The sequence below is a fragment of the Nesterenkonia aerolata genome (genome assembly GCF_031470965.1).
Lineage (GTDB): Bacteria > Actinomycetota > Actinomycetes > Actinomycetales > Micrococcaceae > Nesterenkonia > Nesterenkonia aerolata.
The window spans coordinates 92,982-110,356 of sequence record NZ_JAVKGR010000001.1; the positions used below are offsets into that span (position 1 = coordinate 92,982).

Below are 17,375 nucleotides of genomic sequence, written 5' to 3' on the forward strand. Positions count from 1 at the left end.
GCCTGCGCCCCGCTCAGGCCCAGTGCTCACCCTCTATGCCGTGGGGCTCCTCGTCGTAGTCCGCTTCGAACTCCCCGCCGAACCCGTCCTCGGCTGAGGACAGCGCGGCTGCAAGGTGCTCCTGGTCCGTGCTGAGCTGCTCGACGGCGCTCAGCAGATCCGCGTCCTCGGGATCGCGGGACTCCGCCAGGGCGGTGACCACAGCACGCCGCACAGCCTCCCGGACGAATGAGGCCGTGATCCCCTCGGTCTGCTCGGCCGCCGTACGTCGGGCCGTCTCCGAGAACCCCGTCCCCGCGGCATAGAGACCGAAGAGCGCAGTCCGTGCGGCGAGATCCGGTCGAGGGATCTCCACAGCCAGGTCGATCCGTCCCGGCCGCTGGGTCAACGCCGGCTCCAGGACGCTGATCCGGTTGGTGGTCAGCACGAACGCGATATCCGCGTCACCACCCTCTCCGTCGAGACAGTCCAGAAGTTCGAAGAGCAGAGGACGCCCGTCCGCGCTGAGCTCGCGGTCCTCAGCCACCAGGTCACAGTCTTCGAGGACGACGATGGCCGGCTGCAGCGCCCGTGCCGTCTGTGCCGCCAGGGAGATCGAGACCAGCGCCTCACCGGTCAGAAGGAGAACTGTGGCCTCCGGTGCCGCACCGATCAGATGCCGCACCGTGTGCGTCTTCCCCGTGCCCGGCGCGCCGTAGAGCAGCACCCCGCGGCGCAGATGCTGTCCTGCCTGGCGCAGCGGTTCCGCCAGGGCGGAGAGCCCGACCACATGCCGGTGGAGCTGCCCCAACAGTCCGTGGGGGAGGATGACGGAGGACTCCGGCACCTCCGGCCGCTCGTGGAAAGTCATCATCGAGGCGCCGACCGGCTCGAACAGGGGTGCCCCGAGGGTCATCACCTGGCCCCGCAGCACCGACTGCGCATCAATCCTCTCGGCCACCTCATCGAGCAGCCGCTGGGCAGAATCCGGGTCAGCGCACAGAACCTCTACCCGGAGCTCCGGCACACCGTAGTCACCGGCACTGTGCTGCAGCAGCACGACGGGGCGCTGTTCCCAGGTGAAGAGATAGACCGCCTCGGAGACCACCCGGCGCTGCTGACGAGGACCGACCTGCACACTCTGACGGGCTACCGCCGAGGGCCGGTAGATTCCGCCGCGGTTCACCACCAGATCCGTGAGAGTGTACTCGGGATCCCCATCGCTGATGCCCAGAGTGCTCGCCGTGGGGCCGAGCACCTGTTCCACCGCCTGATCGAGGTCAGCGTGCCGCCACTGCGGGAAGGTCCGGGAGACTGGATCCGCCGTCAGCGGGTCGAAACCCAGATGAGCAGTGAATTCCGCGGCGAAGGAGTCCTCGCCCTGATCGGTGGCGAGGGTCTCGAGGCGGTCGAGGAAGGCAGTGACACGGCGGGCGAAGGCCGCGACGTCGATCTCAGAATCGGTCATACCTCTGAAGGTATGCCGCTGGGGAGGCCCAAAGATCACCCGCAGGGATGATGTTCAGCCCGTACCGCGCCGGCAGCCCACCCGGATGTGCTCAGAAGAACGGTGATCCGCCGGCGACATCGGTGAGTCCGACGACGACGAAGTAGGCCGTCGGCATGGCGAAGACCAGAGAGTCGAGCCGGTCCATCACTCCCCCGTGACCGGGCAGCACCTGGGACATGTCCTTCAGCCCCAGCTCACGCTTGACCATGGATTCGGAGAAGTCCCCTGCGGTGGCCGCCACCACGACGGCGGCAGCCAGCAGAGCGCCAACCAGCCAGTGCTCCTGGAAGATGAACACAGAGGCCAGCACCCCCACCAGCACCGAACCGGCCAAGGAACCGGCGAAGCCCTCCCAGGACTTCTTCGGACTGACCTGCGGGGCGATGGGATGGCGGCCGAAGAGCACGCCCACCATGTAGCCGAAGGTGTCATTGGCGACGACCAGCAGCACGACGACTGCCAGACGCCATTGCCCCTCCGGCTGGTTGAGCAGCAGCACCGCGAAGGAGATCAGGAACGGCACCCAGCAGGCGACGAAGATCGAGGCCATGACCGAGGAGCCCGGGTCCGGGACCCGCCGGGCCGCAGCGGCGATGACCACCGCAGTGCAGGTGGCCATCAGCGCCAGGGTCAAGGCCTCAGCTCCCCCGAAATGCGCGGCCAGCGGCATGGCCGCAGCCCCGAAGTACAGCGGTGCCTTGGGCAGGCGCAGCCGCCCGGCCGTCTCGATCGCTCGGGCGACCTCCCAGACCCCCATGCACAGCAGCACCACGGCCACCAGGATGAGCAGCAGGGGGAAGAAGATGATCCCCAGCACCGCAGGGATCAGCAGGGCCGCCCCGGTGGCGATCGCCGCCGGGAGATCACGCCCTGCTTTGGGAGTGCGCTGAGGTTTCTGTGCCGGTGCTTCGGGGGCGGAGCGCGGGTCGGTCACCGAATCAGACCTCGAGGAGCTCAGCTTCCTTGCGTTTGGTCATCTCGTCGATCCGCTCAGTGTGCGACTTCGTCAGTGCTTCGAGTTCCTTCGTGGCGCGGTCGCCGTCGTCCTCACCGACCTCGCCGTCCTTGACAGCCTTCTCGATGGCTTCCTTGGCCTTCCGGCGAGCATTGCGCACCGAGACCTTGTGGTCCTCGCCCTTGGAGCGGACCAGCTTCACATACTCCTTGCGGCGCTCCTCAGTGAGCTCCGGCATGGTGATGCGGATCTGTTTGCCGTCGTTCGACGGGTTCGCACCGACCTCGGAGTCCGAGAGGGCCTTCTCGATCTCCCGCATGGCCGAGGCGTCATAAGGGGTGATCAGGATGGTCCGGGCATCCGGGGTGTTGAAGGAGGCCAGCTGCTGCAACGGCGTGGGCGCGCCGTAGTAGTCCACGAGCACCTTGGAGTAGAGAGCCGGGTTGGCGCGTCCGGTGCGTACGGTGCCGAAGTCCTCGCTGGTGGCCTCGATGGCCTTGTCCATGAGCTCTTCAGCCTCGAGCAGGGTCTCATCAATCACGTCGATCTCCTCCAGTGGGTGGTCGTCTCTGCAGTCTACGGGGAGGCACCCAGTGACGGGTGCCGGTGCGTACCCGGGCTCCGTCTCAGGGGGTGACCTCAGGGGGTCACCAGAGTGCCCAGCTCCTCGCCGAGCAGGGCGCGGGTCACATTGCCTTCGCCCTCCATGCCGAATACCCGCATGGAGAGGTCGTTGTCGTTGCACATGGTCATCGCGGTCTGGTCCATCACGCGAATATTGCGCAGCAGCGCGTCGGAGTAGCTCAGATGCTCCAGGCGCTCGGCCTGCGGGTCTGCCTTCGGGTCAGCGGTGTAGACCCCGTCCACTCCGGATTTGCCCATCAGGATCATGTCTGCCCCGACCTCCAGCGCCCGCTGGGCACATACGGTGTCCGTGGAGAAGTACGGCATCCCGGCGCCGGCGCCGAAGACGACGACCCGGCCCTTCTCCATATGCCGGACCGCGCGCAGCGGGATGTACGACTCGGCGACCTGGCCCATGGTGATGGCTGTCTGCACGCGGGTGGGCTGGCCGGACTGCTCGAGGAAGTCCTGCAGCGCCAGGCAGTTCATCACCGTGCCGAGCATGCCCATATAGTCAGCCCGGGCACGGTCCATACCGGCCTTGGAGAGTTCCGCGCCCCGGAAGAAGTTGCCGCCGCCGATGACGACGCAGACCTCCACCTGCCCACGCACTGCAGCGATCTGTTCAGCGATGCCGCGGACGGTGGCAGGATCCACACCGACGGAGCCACCGCCGAAGACCTCTCCTGAGAGCTTGAGCAGCACCCGGCGACGGCTGCGCTCGGGGTCGAGCTGCGGATCCTCGGCCTGGGAAGCGAAGGAGAGATCGGGTTGGGTCGACATCGGCTCCTGGTCCTTTCGGCGGCGGGCGTGCGGCACAGGTCAGGCGGGCATGAGAAGGGGGTGGCCACTTACAGAAGAAGTGGCCACCCCCTGAAGGTCTCAGATCACCTGGTCGTGCCCAGTGTACTGGGCATCAGGCACGTTCAGGCGCCGACGCGGAAACGGACGAAGCCCTGTGCGCTGGTGCCGGCCGTCTGCAGGACCTGAGCAACGGTCTGCTTCGGGTCCTTGGCGAAGGGCTGGTCGACCAGGACGTTGTCCTTGAAGAACGCGTTGACGCGGCCTTCGATGATCTTCGGCATCGCCTGCTCGGGCTTGTTCTCGGCCCGGGCGGTCTCCTCGGCGATACGACGTTCGTTCTCCACCGTCTCAGCCGGGACCTCGTCGCGGGTCAGGTGCTGCGGGCTCATGGCCGCAGCGTGGACGGCGACATCGTGCGCCGCGGTCTGCGCCTCAGCGGAGTCCGCGTCGACGGCGACCAGCACGCCGACCTGCGCGGGCAGGTCCTTGGCGGTCTTGTGCAGGTAGGCGTCGACGAAGGCGCCCTCGACCTTGGCCAGGCGGCGAACCACGACCTTCTCACCGAGCAGGGCGGCCTCCTCAGTGACGAAGTCGGCCAGCGGCTTGCCGTCGACGTCGGCCTGCAGCAGCGCCTCGACCTCGGCGATGTCCTGGGTCACCGCAACGTCGAGGACCTTGTCTGCCAGAGCCACGAACTTCTCGGACTTGGCGACGAAGTCGGTCTCGGCGTTGATCTCGAGCAGGTAACCGCGGGTGCCGTCGACGACCTTGGCGGTCACCAGGCCCTCGGCCGCGGAGCGACCCTCGCGCTTGGCCGCACCCTTGATGCCCTTGATGCGGATGGCCTCGATGGCCTTGTCGAAGTCGCCGTCGGCCTCATCCAGGGCCTTCTTGACGTCCATCATGCCGGCACCGGTGCGCTCGCGCAGTGCCTTGATGTCAGCGGCAGTGTAGTTCGCCATATGTCTGCTCCTCCAAGTGGTGGCAGTTGCGGTGGTGAGTGGTCGGTGCGGGGCTCAGTCGGCCGCGGGGGCCTCAGTCTGCTCAGCTTGCTCGGTCTGCTCAGCCTGCACGGTCTGCTCAGCCTGCTCGCCGGCTTCAGCAGCCTCGACCTGGCCGACGGAGGTCTGCCCCTCCTGGGGCACTCCGGCGCCGGGGTTCTCGGCGGCCTGCTGCTCCGTGTTGTGCTGCTCGAGGAGCTCACGCTCCCACTCAGCCATCGGCTCGGCGGCGGAGTTGCCGCCGGAACGCTTCTCGTCGCGGGCGATCAGACCGTCGGCGACGGCGTCGGCGACCACGCGGGTCAGCAGCTCCACGGAGCGGATGGCGTCGTCGTTGCCCGGGATCGGGTACTCGACCTCATCCGGGTCACAGTTGGTGTCCAGCACAGCGATGACCGGGATGCCCAGCTTCTGTGCCTCGTCGACGGCCAGGTGCTCCTTCTTGGTGTCCACGATCCAGACCGCCGACGGGGTCTTGCTCAGGTTGCGGATACCGCCGAGGTTGGCCTGCAGCTTGTCGAGCTCGCGACGCAGCAGCAGCAGTTCCTTCTTGGTGTGACCGGAGCCGGCGACGTCGTCGAAGTCGATCTCCTCAAGCTCCTTCATACGCTGGACACGCTTGGAGACCGTGGCGAAGTTGGTGAGCATACCGCCGAGCCAGCGGTGGTTGACGTAGGGCTGACCGACGCGGGTGGCCTGCTCCTCGATGGCGGCCTGCGCCTGCTTCTTGGTGCCGACGAACAGGATGGTGCCGCCGTGGGCCACCGTCTGCTTGACGAAGTCGTAGGCGCGGTCGATGTAGGACAGCGACTGCTGGAGGTCGATGATGTAGATGCCGTTGCGCTCGGTGAAGATGAAGCGCTTCATCTTCGGGTTCCACCGGCGGGTCTGGTGTCCGAAGTGGACTCCGCTGTCCAGCAGCTGGCGCATGGTGACGACGGGCATGGGTGTTCCTTTCGATGCCGGGCTTAGAGGACGCGGAGACATGGCCCCTCCACGGGGCGTCCGTCACAGACCGCGCAGCGCCGGCGGCTTCTTCGGTTGATTGGTGTGCATCCCCGTTCTCCGGGGTTCCTGGCTGAGCCGGGAGGCTGAGACCCCACAGGCCCGTACCGCCGAGACCACCGCGGACGGTGTGCTCTGCGGACCGAACGGGCCCGTACGCCTGACAGTCCGGTGAGACCGGAGCTGAGAGACGACCTGCTCTGCGCGTAGTCAGCGCTCACCGCACGCACGGCTCTACCCTGAAGTGGGCACAAGAAGACGTCCAGCGAATGCTGCTGCGGTTCAGTGTACTACGTCCGATGCAGCCGCCGCACCAGCCACCACACCGCCACAGGCCATCTGCGATGGTGCGAGCCCATGGACAGCACCGGTGCGATGCCGGGCCGGTTCCTCCACAACTGCCTATTCTCAGGGTGCCGATCAAGCTTTTCCACAGGAGAGCGGTAAGCCGATGCGCCGTGGCACGACACCGAGCAGACTCATCTTCTATGACGACGCTCTCGACTTCCACACCACCGGGCTGGGCCGAGCCGGGCTGGGCTGACCTGGATTCCGGGGTACGGACAGCTCCCATGGCAGCGCCGGGTGACGCGGTGCCGGTGGAAGAGCCCGCCGCGGCAGAGCCTCCTGTACCGAGAGCGAATTCCCTACCGCGGGAACCTCCTGGGCTGACCTACACTGTGCTGCGCTCCCCCTTGGCGGGGACCCGCACCGGACGACGTTCACTGATGCGGCGCTTCTGCGGAGTCGCTGTGGCATTCTCCGTACTGCTCGGCATGACCACCTCAGAACCACCTCGAGCCGTGGCCGTGGTCCCCGCACAGGAAGCGGCAGTCCAGACGAAGCCGGGACAGCCTCCGGCACCAGGGATGACCCTTGAGGCCGCGGACCTTCGTGACCTCTCGGGGACGTGGTCCTCCCCCACACCGGGCGAGGTCCCGGAGGTCGCCCGGCCCTTCGTCGAGCCGCCGTCTCCCTGGGGAGCAGGCCACCGGGGTGTGGATCTGGCCGCGGCGCAGGGCACTACGATCAGCGCTCCGGCGGAGGGGACGGTCAGCTTCGTCGGGACCGTGGTGGACCGCCCGGTGCTCTCGGTGGATCACGGCGGCGGATTCGTCAGCTCCTTCGAACCGGTCGATTCCGAGCTGGCGGCAGGTGACACCGTGAGCACCGGTGATGGGCTCGGGGAGCTGATCACCGGAGGGCACTGTGCGAGCGAGGGCGCCGACTGTGTGCACTGGGGCGTGCGTCTGCACGGGGAGTACATCAATCCGCTGCTGCTCCTCGGTGACCTAGAACCCTCAGTGCTGCTGCCGGCGAGCGACTGACATGCTCAGTCCCGCTCTGCTGGGTTGCTCAGTCCCAGGTCAGTCCCCTGGTCATTCCCTGGTCAGTCCCAGGGGTGACGACGCCGCTGGTAGGCCGTGGCCACGCGCTCGGCCAGGCCGATGAGGCGAGCGGCAGAGTCCGGCCAGGAGAATGTCCTCGCGCGGTCTCGCGCCGCACGCGAAGCCCCTGCGAAGACGCCGGGGGCTTCCAGCGCGGCGACGGCGGCGGCAAAGGCCGCAGCGTCGTCAGTCGGCACCTGCTGGGCTCCGAGACCGTTCCGTGCACCACCGGAGACCTCGGCGAAGATGTCCAGGTCCGAGGTGATCACCGGTGTCCCCTGAGCCAGCGCCTCCACCACCGGCAGACCGTAGCCTTCGGCCCGAGAGAGAGTGACCAGAGCCTGAGACCGGCGCAGCAGGGCGGTGTAGTCCTCCTCGGAGATGCCGTCGTGGAAGATGAGCTGATTCGGGCGATCAGCGAGCGCGCTCAGCTGCGCCTGCCGCGCCGTGGAGATCGGGCTGCACAGATGCAGCCGGTAGCCGGGCAGCCGGTTGACTCCCCGGACCAGCGCCTCGACGTTCTTGTACTCCATGAAGGAGCCCATATAGACCAGTTCGGGCTGCGGTGCCGTGTCCGGGTCTCGTGCGACGGCGACCGGCTGGGGCGCATTGGGGATCACGGTGACCGGACGCCGGGTGAGCCGGTGCTCGCGGATCAATGTTCGGGTGGTCTCCGAGACGGTGGCTACGGCATCCGCCCGGTTCAGCGCCCACCGCTGCGGCTGGTAGCTCAGGTGGTAGGCACGCCAGCCGAGCCGCACCGCAGCAGGCAGATCACGCGGTGGCGTGCGGTGCTGGTAATAGATGAGGTCATGGAGGGTGAGGATCAGCGGGTATCGGCGTCCGGTACCGCCCATGGTCTGCATCGGCGAGAAGACGACGTCGGGCCGGTGAGGATTGAGCTGATGGGCAATCCACGGCTCGCGCGGCGACGTCGGGGCGCTGAGCTGCAAAAACGGCAGGTCCGGGAGCAGCCGCAGCTGCTGAACATCGCTGATCATCATGGTCACCTCCGCCTGTCCTGCGGCTGCGGCGACGAGGCTTGCGGTGAACCGGGAGATGCCGTCATGGACCCGAGTGCGGGTGTAGCGGGCGTCGAAGAACAGTCTCAGCACAGCTCCATTGTGCCTGCCCGGGAAACCGGGCAGACCTGCCTACCGGGCTTATCTGCCCGGCCTACCTGTCGAGCTGAGCGTACGGGGTTGACCGGTGCTTCCGGATCGCACAGCAGCTGCGCCCCACGGCAGGGCACTCAGCGGCCCCTCGGCCATACGGCGCTGACCTGGCATGATACGACTATGGCAGATTCCTCCGCGCGTTCCCGCCAGTACTGGACCGCTGGTCCCGGCCACGGCGAGCTGCGCACGGCACCAGTCCCCCGGCCCGAGCCCGGTGAGGCGCTGATCAGGACGCGCTACTCCGCCGTCTCACCGGGCACGGAACGTCTGGTCCACCGCGGCGGTGTGCCCGAATCGGTGCAGCACCTCATGCGTGCCCCGTTCCAGCTCGGCGAGCTTCCCCATCCGGTCAGCCACGGATATCTCAACGTCGGTGACGTCGTGGAGGGCCCTGATCAGCTCAAGGGTCGTCTCGTGTTCACCTTGGGCGGGCACCGCGAGCATCTCACCGTGCCGATCGAGGACTGTCATGTGCTGCCCGAGGCCATGCCTGCATCCCGTGCGCTGTTGGCCGGCCCAGCGGAGACGGCGCTCAATGCCCTCTGGGAGGCGCCGGTGCTGCTGGGCGACCGCGTGATCGTCGTCGGCGGTGGGCTGATCGGACTCAGCACTGCCCTTCTGGCCTCTCGGATGGGGCTCAGCCGGCTCACCGTAGTGGAACCGGACCCAAAGCGACGCGAGCTGGTCGCCTCTCTGGGAATGCAGGTCGTCTCCCCCGGTGACACCGAGGGCGACGCCGACGTCGTGCTGCACAGCTCCGCCACAGCACAGGGCCTTGCTGAGGCTATGCGACTGACCGGCGATGACGGCGTGCTCATCGAACAGTCCTGGTACGGCGAGCAATCCCCCGAAGTGCCGCTGGGGGCTGATTTCCATGCCCGACGGCTGCGGATCGTGGGCAGTCAGGTCGGCGCGGTGGCTCAGCCGCGCAGGCTGCGCAGAACCCCTCGGCAACGCCTGGTCTGCGCACTGGAGCTGCTGGATGCCCGATTCGATGCGCTGCTCGCACCGCCGATCGCTCTGGAGGAACTGCCCGCGCTCATGCGGCAGCTGGATCGAGGGGACCTTCCGCCGGGGCTGCTGTGCCCCGTCATCGACCACCGACCCCGAGGAGAGACATGACACCGACCCCCACCTATCGCCTGGCCGTCGATGATCACATCATGATTGCCCACAGCCTGGACGATGAGTTCTTCGGTCCGGCCCAGCAGCTGCACGGGGCCACGCTGCACATCCGCGCGGTGTTCCACCGGGTGGGCCTGGAGAGACACGGTGTGGTCCTGGACATCGGGGAAGCCAGCGCCATGCTCTCCCGTGTGCTGGACCCCTTGCGTCACCGGAACCTCGACGAGCACCCGGACTTCGTCGAGAAGCTCAGCACCACCGAGGTGATCATCACCTACATCGCGCAGCGACTCATCGCAGAGCTTCCCGAAGGCCACGGGCTCAGCGCCGTGGAAGTCGAAGCCGATGAGAACCCGCGAGCGCGGGCCGCCGTCCGCATGGAGCTGACGGGGCGGTGATCCGGGGCTCTGAGCTCAGCGGCGCAGCCGAGCTCATCTGGGTCGGGCCGGCGGCGGAGCAGCCCAGCGGCGGCACGCTGTATAACCGGCGCGTACTCGAAGCCCTGGACGGCCTGGGGGTCGCCGTTGTGCGTCTCGATGTCCCCGGCAGCTGGCCGTCTCCTTCCGCCGAGCAGGCAGCGGCACTGCGGGATCAGCTCGCGTCCGCACGCGCGCAGCATCGGCAGGCTGTGGTGATCGTCGATGGTCTCCTCGGTGCCGCAGTGCCGGATCTGTTCGCCGGAGGGGCCTCTGGCGGTGATCAGGGCCCGGAGTCAGGCGAGGACCCCCTGGCAGATGTGCTGCTGTGGCACCTGCCGGTGGCTCTCGACGGCGCCGATGAACGGCTCATCCAGGCGGAGGGTCAGGCGGTGCGGGCGGCATCGGCGGTCGTGGTGACCAGCCGCTGGGCCGCGGCTCAGGTGCGCACGGCCCATGGGCGCGACGGCGCAGGGGTCATCATCCCCGGCGTGGACCCGGCAGCTCCGGCTGGAGGTCCCGCCATACCTTCCAGTGCGGCAGATCCGGTGCCGGGCTTCGCCGTCGTCGCCTCCCTGACTCCGCGGAAGAACCATCGGGTGCTGATTCCGGCGCTGGCTGCGTTGCTCGAGCATCCCTGGCAGCTGCATCTGGCGGGTCCGGGGGCCGAGACGGTGTTCGGGCGTGAGCTTCTCGACGAACTCGCTCAGGAGCTGCCCGGACGGATCATCGCTCACGGCTCCCTGGAGCAGTCCGAGCTGGAAGAGCTGTGGGCTGCCACGGACCTGTTGCTGCTGCCTTCGCGGGCGGAGACCTACGGGATGGTGGTCACCGAGGCGGCGGCCCGAGGGATACCGTCGGTCGTGTCCGCTGGCACCGGTGCGGTGGAAGCCCTGGACGGTGCCGGTCTCGTCGTACCCGCTGATTCGCCGCGTCACTGGTATTCAGCCCTGCACAGGTGGCTGAGCGACCCTGGTGAGCGGGATACCCTGCGCACCGCGGTTGACGAGCGGCGCGGTAGGCTCACGACATGGCAGCAGAGCGCACACCGATGGATGAGGCTCGTCCGATCCCTGCGGACTGGTTAAGCCTGCGCGAGCCGGCGGATGCCCAGGCACGGCAGATCACTCGAGCCGATGTCAGCGATCTGGTGGGGACATACCGGCCGGAGGTCATCATCGATGTCGGATCCGGCACCGGAGCCGGGGCCCGGTGGGTGGCCTCGTGTCTCGACGGCGATGAACGCTGGGTGCTCATCGACCATGATCAGGCCTTGCTGGGCACGGCGGCGGCCGGCCTGCGCCGGGCGGGCGTGGAGGCGGAGATCACCGAAGTGCTCGATGATCTCTCCTGCCTCGGTGACGTGCTGGACGAAGTGCGCGCTGAAGGAGGCTCGGCGCTGGTCATCACCTCGGCTCTGCTGGATCTGCTGACTGAGCCGCAGCTGGCTGATCTGCTCGACGTCGTGGCCGTTCGCAGGGTGCCGCTGATCGCCGCGCTGACCGTGACCGGTGGTCTCGTGGCGGAACCGAGCGACCCTGTCGACGAGCTGATCCGTGAGGCCTTCGATGCCCATCAGCGCCACGGTGACCGGCTCGGCCCGGACGCTGTGGAGCGCACTCAGCAGCTGGCCCTCGCACGCGGCATACCCGTCCGGGCAGTGCCGACTCCCTGGAGACTGAGTGCTTCAGCCTCAGCGCAACAGACCGAGCTGATGGCGCGACTCCTCCGGGACCGCGCCGAGGCTGCCGGTGAGGAGCTGCGGCATCGAGATGATCGTCGCGGACTCACAACGGTGCAGGATTGGCTTCAGAGGCGTCTGCATCAGCTGGACCTCGGCGCGCTGCACCTGCAGATCGACCACACCGACCTCTTCCTCCCCGCAGCCACCCACGTTTATCCGAAGTCTGTGCAGAATCCGTCGTCTATTGGGACCGGATTTCCCACAGACTTCGGATAAACGTGGGTGAGGTGGTGGGGCGTGCGGGACTTGAACCCGCGACCAAAAGATTATGAGTCTTCTGCTCTGACCTGCTGAGCTAACGCCCCGAGCACCGGCTCAGTCTACCGGCTCCTCGAGGACGTCCTGTGCGGGGGCCACCTCATCGGCACCGCGGTAGAGCCTCTCGAAGGCCTCCATCGTGGTTGCGATGGAATGACGCTCTGCCTGAGCACGGCTGTGCTCCCCCATCTGCTGACGCTGCTGGGGACTCAGCCGGAACACGGCCTCGAGTTTGGCCGCCAGATCGGCGGGGTCCTTCGGTCGGAAGAGGTGGCCGTTGCGCCCCTCATCGACCAGATGCGGCAGTGCCAGGGCATCGGCGAGGATCACCGGTTTCCCGGCTGACATCGCTTCCAAAGACACCAGAGACTGCAGCTCGGCGGTGCCGGGCTGGCAGAACACGTCAGCTCGCAGATAGGCCTGACGCAGCTGCTCATCATCGAGATGCCCGAGCATCCGGACCCGCTCCTGGAGACCGTGCTCAGCGATCTTCCGGCGCAGCAGCTCCCGCTGCTCGCCGTCGCCGATGATGTCCAGACCGATGCCCAGGCTCGGGTCCGTCGCCGCGACCGCCTCGATGAGCACATCGACATGCTTCTCCACCGCCAACCGCCCGACGAACAGCACAGTCGGGCGGTCTGCCGGTTCGATCTGCTCTCCGGGCCGCAGACGATAGTGGTCCACATCGATCCCGTTGGAGAGCGGAAGCACCCGCTCGAACCCGCCTCTGCGCTGCATCGTCTGCGCCGAGAGAGGAGTCGGCGTGGTGACCACTGACGCCTGGCTCATCAGACGCCGCATGTCCCGCCAGGAGTTCTTCGCCACGATCCGGCAGAACCACGCCGGGAACGGCAGGAAAGGATCGAGGTTCTCCGGCATGAAGTGGTTGGTGGCGATCAGCCGGATGCGCCGGCGGACCGCGGAATCGATCGCGGCCTTACCCACCATGTAATGACACTGCACATGCACCACATCCGGCTGGATCTCAGCGATCAGTCGATCCATCGCCGGCTCTACCTGCCACGGCAGGCACAACCGGTAATACTCATGCGTCGGCGCAGGGAAGGACCGGAAACGATGCACGGTGGCCTCGTCGAGCTGCTGCACAGTGTCCGGGCCGGCCTCGTTCCGGGCTGCGGCGACATGGACTTCGTGACCTCGGGCGGTCATATGACGAGCCAGACGCTGGCAGAACACAGCGGCACCGTTGACATCAGGCGGGTAGGTATCCGCCGCGATCAGAATCCGCAGCGGCTTCTCATCCGTTGGCATCAGCGTATCCACTCTCCCCCTGGGGCCTCTGGCCCCGCATCGTCATCCAGCGTTCGTCGACGCGCGCGACCTCCCGGTCAGCCGGCGCCCCCTGAGCCGGCCGCCACGGCAGACCATCTGGGCCTGTCCCGCGGGGTGATACCCTCCCCGCGCAGGCGCTTCGCCTTGGCGTGAGCCGTGACCAGATAATCCACCGCCGCCCCCACATGCATGAGGCAGCCGATGGACAGCAGCACCACACCGACAGCGGTGACCGCGGTGTCCTGCAGCTGCGGCGTCCGGCCCAACAGTACCAAGGGCGCGGCGATCAGCAGTGCGGCCGTGCGCAGTTTACCCACCACGGAGACCGGCAGCTCTGGTGATCCCGCGAAGACGAACGACGAGTAGAGGAAGAGAATGAGGTCCGCGGTGACGATGACCACCAGCACCCACATCGGGGCGTCGGAGAAGATCACCAGGGACAGTGTCACGATGATCAGCGACAGCCGATCCGCCAACGGGTCCAACCACTGGCCGACCACACTGGATTGGTCGAACCGCCGGGCGATATAGCCGTCGATCCAGTCCGTGCTGCCCAGGATCACCAGGAGCCAGAACGCGGTCCATTCCTGCCCGACGGCGACGAACCAGACGAATACCGGGACCAGGGCGAAGCGGACTGCGGTGATGACGTTGGGGACGGTCCAGAACGTCTCTTGGAGAGTGGGGACCACGCCGTCGCGGGTCCCCGCTCCGATGATCCTCACGCCCGCCCCTCCGCCCGAGGCGACCGGCAGGACTCAGGCTGCGCCGCGGGCTGGCCTGCTGCCTGCGGCATGTTCTGCAGACCTTGAGAACGGGGGCACCGTGCGGTCACTTCCTGACGAGCTCCCGGAGGAACACGGCACCGGCTGCGGTGGAGGCGCCGAGTACAGCCAGGGGGCGCCAGCGCGTGGAGACGTACTCACTGACCTCGTCGAGGGTGGAGTCCTCCGCACCGCCCGAACGACCACCAGCTGCGGTGCCGGAGGCCTGCGCGGAGCCATCGTGCTTCTCGGAGCCGCGATCGGCCGAAGCCTTCTCGTGGGCGTCGATCTCCTCATCGGACTGCGTGCGGATGCCGTCGACCACTGAGCCGAGGTGATCGCGGCGCAGTGCGGTGCGGCGCAGCAGCTCGCGGTAGGGCACCGGATCCGGTGTACCCTCACCAGGCTTCTTCTCCTTCTTCAGGCGCTCCTCCTCGGCTTTCGCCTCTTCCTTCTTGCGCCGCTTCTCCTCATCAGCGCGGTCCAGGGACGCTGGATCGAAGGAGCTGCCCTCACGCAGCACGCCCAGGTCCATCCGGAGACCGCGGACGGCGTCCTCCGGCTTCAGCGGCAGAGCCCGCTTCAGGACGAGGAAGCCGATGAGAGCCAGGATCAGTGCCAGCACCAGGAAGATGCCGGCGACGATGAGTGCGGCAGCCCAGATGTCGAAGATCAGGGCGAAAGCCCCGACGGCGGCCACCACCAGTGCGATGACCAGCAGGGTCAGCAGCAACAGGCCGCCGACCAGCAGCCCGGCGGCCACACCGGCGGTCACACCTTTGGACTTCATCTGGCCGAGGGCCAGCTGCATCTCGTCCGCGACCTGCTTCGGTCCCAGCCGCAGCAGAACCTTGATCTGGTCCAGCATTGAGGGCTGTCCGGTGTCGGTGCGGGTCTGCCCTGAGCCTTGCTGTGCCGCCACAGCGCCTCCTGCGAAACACTCGTCGTACGTGGTCAGGCCCCGATCAGGGACCCTTGCCTAAACTACCACCCCGGCCGCATGGTGACCTTCTCCGAGGCTGCCCAACTCCGGGACTGTCCAAGCTCAGCTGGTGCCAGCTCTTGTATCTCCCCGGGGGTCTACTCCGGGAGTTCTACTATGGAGGCATGGCTGAGAACTACGACCTCGACGAGCTCTACGCCAATACCTATACCGACGAAGACCGGCACCAGTTCGAGAACCAGCCGGTCTCTGACCGGCGGTTCCTCACTGCGTGGCTGCTCAGCCTGTTCCTCGGCCTCCTCGGTGCGGATCGCTTCTATCTGGGCCGCCCCGGCTCGGCTGTGGTGAAGCTGGTGAGCCTCGGGGGCCTCGGGGCCTGGGTGCTCATCGACCTGTTCCTGCTGCTCTCCGGCACGCTGCGTGACCGTGAAGACCGCCGCCTTGAGGGCTATACCCGCTACGCCGGCCGGTGTGCGGCCGCCACGGTGCTGCTCGTGGCACTGGCCCTGGTGTTGGGGCTGGTCATCGGGACCTCCTCAGCTGTGACCTCCGGCTGAACGGCAGGCTCCGATGCCCCGCGGTCTCAGTCCTCGTCGATCGCGCCGACCGGAGTGCGTTTCTCGGCTTGGAACTCGTCCTCGATACGACCGGCAGCCCAGTAGGCCGAGAGCGACATCGCTTTGCGGTCCATGCCGCGTTCTTTCACCAGGAGTCGGCGAAGACGCTTCATCTCCCCACGTTCACCGTGGATGAACGCTTGGACGTCACCGTCGGGGATCGTCATGGCGCTGAGCTCGTCGACCAGGCGTGCCCGTTGCGGGCTGAAGGGGCCGCCGCGGTGCAGCCAGCGAATCTCGATGCCTTCGGGAGCCTGAAGCGAGATCTCCTCCTCGGCATCGTGCACCTCGATCAGCGCCACTCCGCGTGCTTGGGGTGTGTGCTGGTTCAGCGACTCCAGGGCGGCGGCGATCGCGGGCAAGGCTGATTCGTCCCCGGCGAGCAGGTGGAAATCTGCCTCGGGCCGGGGCGCGTACCCTCCTCCGGGGCCGAAGAAGCTGATGGGCTCACCGGGTTCGACCCGCTGAGCCCAGGGGCCGGCGAGCCCCTCATCTCCGTGGACGACCATGTCCACCCAGAGCTGCCGGGCGTCGCGGTCGATGTGGCGGATCGTATAGGTGCGGGTGACCGGCATGTCCTTCTGCGGCAGCTGCTGGCGCAGGGCCTCGAGGTCGAAGGGACGCTCCAGGCCTAGTGCGGGATCAGCGAAGAGCAGCTTGATGTACTGGTCAGTCGCGTCTTTGAACTCGATGGCATCGAATCCCTGTCCACCCAGGACTACTCGCCGCAGGTGCGGGGTCAGCTGGTAAGCATCCTGGACCTCCAGCACATGCTGGACGCGGGGTTTGCGTGGTGGTTTCGCGGCGTCGGCCATGGGTTCCTCCGGTCGGAGTCAGTCGAGGCCTCAGCGGTGAGGCCCGGTGATGAGGCTCAGCCAGTATGCACCTGAGGCCTCTAGAAGACGATAGTGGTGTTCGCATGCCGGATCACCCGGTCCTGGCAGTGCCATTTCACGGCCCGAGAGAGCACTGCGCGCTCGACGTCGGCACCGTACTGGGTCAGTTGGGCGACGTCGTCCTCATGAGAGACACGGATGACGTCCTGCTCGATGATCGGGCCTTCGTCGAGGTCCTCGGTCACGTAATGAGCTGTGGCGCCGATGAGCTTGACGCCGCGATCTTTGGCCTTCTGGTAGGGGCCGGCGCCGATGAACGCCGGGAGGAAGCTGTGATGGATGTTGATCACCGGAACCTCCACCTGCTCCAGGAACTCAGGGGTGAGGATCTGCATGTACCGGGCCAGCACGATGAGGTCCACGTTGCCGCGCAGCATCTCCAGGTGCTGGTTCTCCGCGGTGGAGCGGTCTGCCTTGTCCACCGGGACGTGGAAGAAGGGAATCCCGAAGGAGCGCACGTCCGCGGCGAGGTCGGGGTGATTGGAGATGACCATAGTGATGTCCATGGGGATCTCGCCGCGCCGGTGGCGCCAGAGCAGATCCAGCAGGCAGTGATCGGTCTTCGAGGCGAAGATCGCGACACGCTTGGGCCGTTCGACTTCGGTGAGCTGCCACTGCATCCCGAAGCGCGGTTCCAGGTGTTCACTGACGATGGCTTCGACCTCGGGGCGCCGAGCCGCAAGGCCAGGCAGGTGGAAGACGGTGCGCTGGAAGAAGCGCCCGTCCTCCACACCGGTGGAGTACTGGTCCAAGGTGATGATGTTGGCGCCGAGTGTGGTCAGCGCATCGGAGACTGCCGCGACGATGCCGTGCTGGTCAGGGCAGCTGATGATCAGCCGGGCGAGGTCTGTGGTTGAGGTGTCTGCCGAGGGCAT

The 17,375-nt window shown here is 67.1% G+C and carries 18 protein-coding genes and 1 tRNA gene; 6 read left to right on the top strand and 13 right to left on the bottom strand.

Going from position 1 to position 17,375, the window contains the following annotated elements:
* Positions 1 to 13: 13 nt before the first annotated feature.
* The 6 genes from RIL96_RS00420 to rpsB all read right to left on the bottom strand — a co-directional run bounded on the left by RIL96_RS00420 (position 14) and on the right by rpsB (position 5,818).
* A complete protein-coding gene (locus tag RIL96_RS00420) occupies positions 14 to 1,447 on the bottom strand; it encodes an AAA family ATPase (RefSeq protein WP_310547023.1) in 1,434 nt (477 codons plus the stop codon).
* Between the two features lie 91 nt (positions 1,448 to 1,538).
* Positions 1,539 to 2,423 (bottom strand): phosphatidate cytidylyltransferase, encoded by an 885-nt coding sequence (locus RIL96_RS00425; protein ID WP_310547024.1) that lies wholly within the window; start codon positions 2,421 to 2,423, stop codon positions 1,539 to 1,541.
* Positions 2,424 to 2,427: 4 nt separating this feature from the next.
* Positions 2,428 to 2,985 (bottom strand): ribosome recycling factor, encoded by a 558-nt coding sequence (gene frr, locus RIL96_RS00430; protein ID WP_310547025.1) that lies wholly within the window; start codon positions 2,983 to 2,985, stop codon positions 2,428 to 2,430.
* 98 nt (positions 2,986 to 3,083) lie between these two features.
* The gene (pyrH, locus tag RIL96_RS00435) at positions 3,084 to 3,851 is read right to left on the bottom strand and encodes a UMP kinase (RefSeq protein WP_310547026.1); all 768 of its coding nucleotides are present in this window, start codon (positions 3,849 to 3,851) and stop codon (positions 3,084 to 3,086) included.
* A gap of 143 nt (positions 3,852 to 3,994) precedes the next feature.
* Positions 3,995 to 4,834 carry a translation elongation factor Ts gene (gene tsf, locus RIL96_RS00440; RefSeq protein WP_310547027.1) on the bottom strand — a complete coding sequence of 280 codons (840 nt, stop codon included), beginning with the start codon at positions 4,832 to 4,834 and terminating at the stop codon, positions 3,995 to 3,997.
* Positions 4,835 to 4,888: 54 nt separating this feature from the next.
* Positions 4,889 to 5,818: a 30S ribosomal protein S2 gene (rpsB, locus tag RIL96_RS00445; RefSeq protein WP_310547028.1), complete on the bottom strand. Its 930-nt coding sequence runs from the start codon at positions 5,816 to 5,818 to the stop codon at positions 4,889 to 4,891.
* A 632-nt stretch (positions 5,819 to 6,450) separates the two neighbouring features.
* Here rpsB and RIL96_RS00450 point away from each other — a divergent pair.
* Positions 6,451 to 7,206 carry a M23 family metallopeptidase gene (locus RIL96_RS00450; protein WP_310547029.1) on the top strand — a complete coding sequence of 252 codons (756 nt, stop codon included), beginning with the start codon at positions 6,451 to 6,453 and terminating at the stop codon, positions 7,204 to 7,206.
* Positions 7,207 to 7,268: 62 nt separating this feature from the next.
* Here the strand turns inward: RIL96_RS00450 and RIL96_RS00455 are convergent, their stop codons facing one another.
* Positions 7,269 to 8,378 (bottom strand): glycosyltransferase, encoded by a 1,110-nt coding sequence (locus RIL96_RS00455; protein ID WP_374761827.1) that lies wholly within the window; start codon positions 8,376 to 8,378, stop codon positions 7,269 to 7,271.
* Between the two features lie 186 nt (positions 8,379 to 8,564).
* On the opposite strand from RIL96_RS00455, the gene RIL96_RS00460 reads away from it, so the two are divergent.
* From RIL96_RS00460 to RIL96_RS00475, 4 genes are read left to right on the top strand one after another with little or no spacing between them, the layout of a single operon-like run.
* Positions 8,565 to 9,566, top strand: a complete 1,002-nt coding sequence (locus RIL96_RS00460; RefSeq protein ID WP_310547031.1) for an FAD-binding protein — start codon at positions 8,565 to 8,567, stop codon at positions 9,564 to 9,566.
* Positions 9,563 to 9,967: a 6-pyruvoyl trahydropterin synthase family protein gene (locus RIL96_RS00465; protein WP_310547032.1), complete on the top strand. Its 405-nt coding sequence runs from the start codon at positions 9,563 to 9,565 to the stop codon at positions 9,965 to 9,967. The genes RIL96_RS00460 and RIL96_RS00465 overlap by 4 nt, the downstream gene beginning before the upstream one ends.
* Positions 9,964 to 11,073, top strand: a complete 1,110-nt coding sequence (locus RIL96_RS00470) for a glycosyltransferase family 4 protein (RefSeq protein ID WP_310547033.1) — start codon at positions 9,964 to 9,966, stop codon at positions 11,071 to 11,073. The genes RIL96_RS00465 and RIL96_RS00470 overlap by 4 nt, the downstream gene beginning before the upstream one ends.
* Positions 11,016 to 11,945: a small ribosomal subunit Rsm22 family protein gene (locus RIL96_RS00475; RefSeq protein WP_310547034.1), complete on the top strand. Its 930-nt coding sequence runs from the start codon at positions 11,016 to 11,018 to the stop codon at positions 11,943 to 11,945. Before RIL96_RS00470 ends, RIL96_RS00475 begins: the two co-directional genes overlap by 58 nt.
* A 12-nt stretch (positions 11,946 to 11,957) precedes the next feature.
* On the opposite strand, the gene RIL96_RS00480 is transcribed toward RIL96_RS00475, so the two are convergent.
* The 4 genes from RIL96_RS00480 to RIL96_RS00495 all read right to left on the bottom strand — a co-directional run bounded on the left by RIL96_RS00480 (position 11,958) and on the right by RIL96_RS00495 (position 14,966).
* Positions 11,958 to 12,034, bottom strand: a tRNA-Ile gene (locus RIL96_RS00480).
* A gap of 10 nt (positions 12,035 to 12,044) precedes the next feature.
* Positions 12,045 to 13,259, bottom strand: coding sequence for a glycosyltransferase (locus RIL96_RS00485; protein WP_310547035.1), 1,215 nt, complete (start codon positions 13,257 to 13,259; stop codon positions 12,045 to 12,047).
* Positions 13,260 to 13,336: 77 nt separating this feature from the next.
* A complete protein-coding gene (locus RIL96_RS00490; RefSeq protein WP_310547036.1) occupies positions 13,337 to 14,005 on the bottom strand; it encodes a CDP-alcohol phosphatidyltransferase family protein in 669 nt (222 codons plus the stop codon).
* A 106-nt stretch (positions 14,006 to 14,111) separates the two neighbouring features.
* Entirely contained in the window at positions 14,112 to 14,966 is an 855-nt protein-coding gene (locus RIL96_RS00495; RefSeq protein WP_310547037.1) for a phage holin family protein, read from the bottom strand.
* A gap of 185 nt (positions 14,967 to 15,151) precedes the next feature.
* On the opposite strand from RIL96_RS00495, the gene RIL96_RS00500 reads away from it, so the two are divergent.
* Complete coding sequence (locus RIL96_RS00500; protein WP_310547038.1) at positions 15,152 to 15,544, top strand: TM2 domain-containing protein; 393 nt, start codon at positions 15,152 to 15,154, stop codon at positions 15,542 to 15,544.
* Between the two features lie 26 nt (positions 15,545 to 15,570).
* Here RIL96_RS00500 and RIL96_RS00505 read toward each other — a convergent pair whose 3' ends face one another.
* Together RIL96_RS00505 and purU are read right to left on the bottom strand one after the other, a co-directional pair.
* The gene (locus RIL96_RS00505; protein ID WP_310547039.1) at positions 15,571 to 16,419 is read right to left on the bottom strand and encodes a siderophore-interacting protein; all 849 of its coding nucleotides are present in this window, start codon (positions 16,417 to 16,419) and stop codon (positions 15,571 to 15,573) included.
* A gap of 80 nt (positions 16,420 to 16,499) precedes the next feature.
* A complete protein-coding gene (gene purU / locus RIL96_RS00510) occupies positions 16,500 to 17,375 on the bottom strand; it encodes a formyltetrahydrofolate deformylase (protein ID WP_310547040.1) in 876 nt (291 codons plus the stop codon).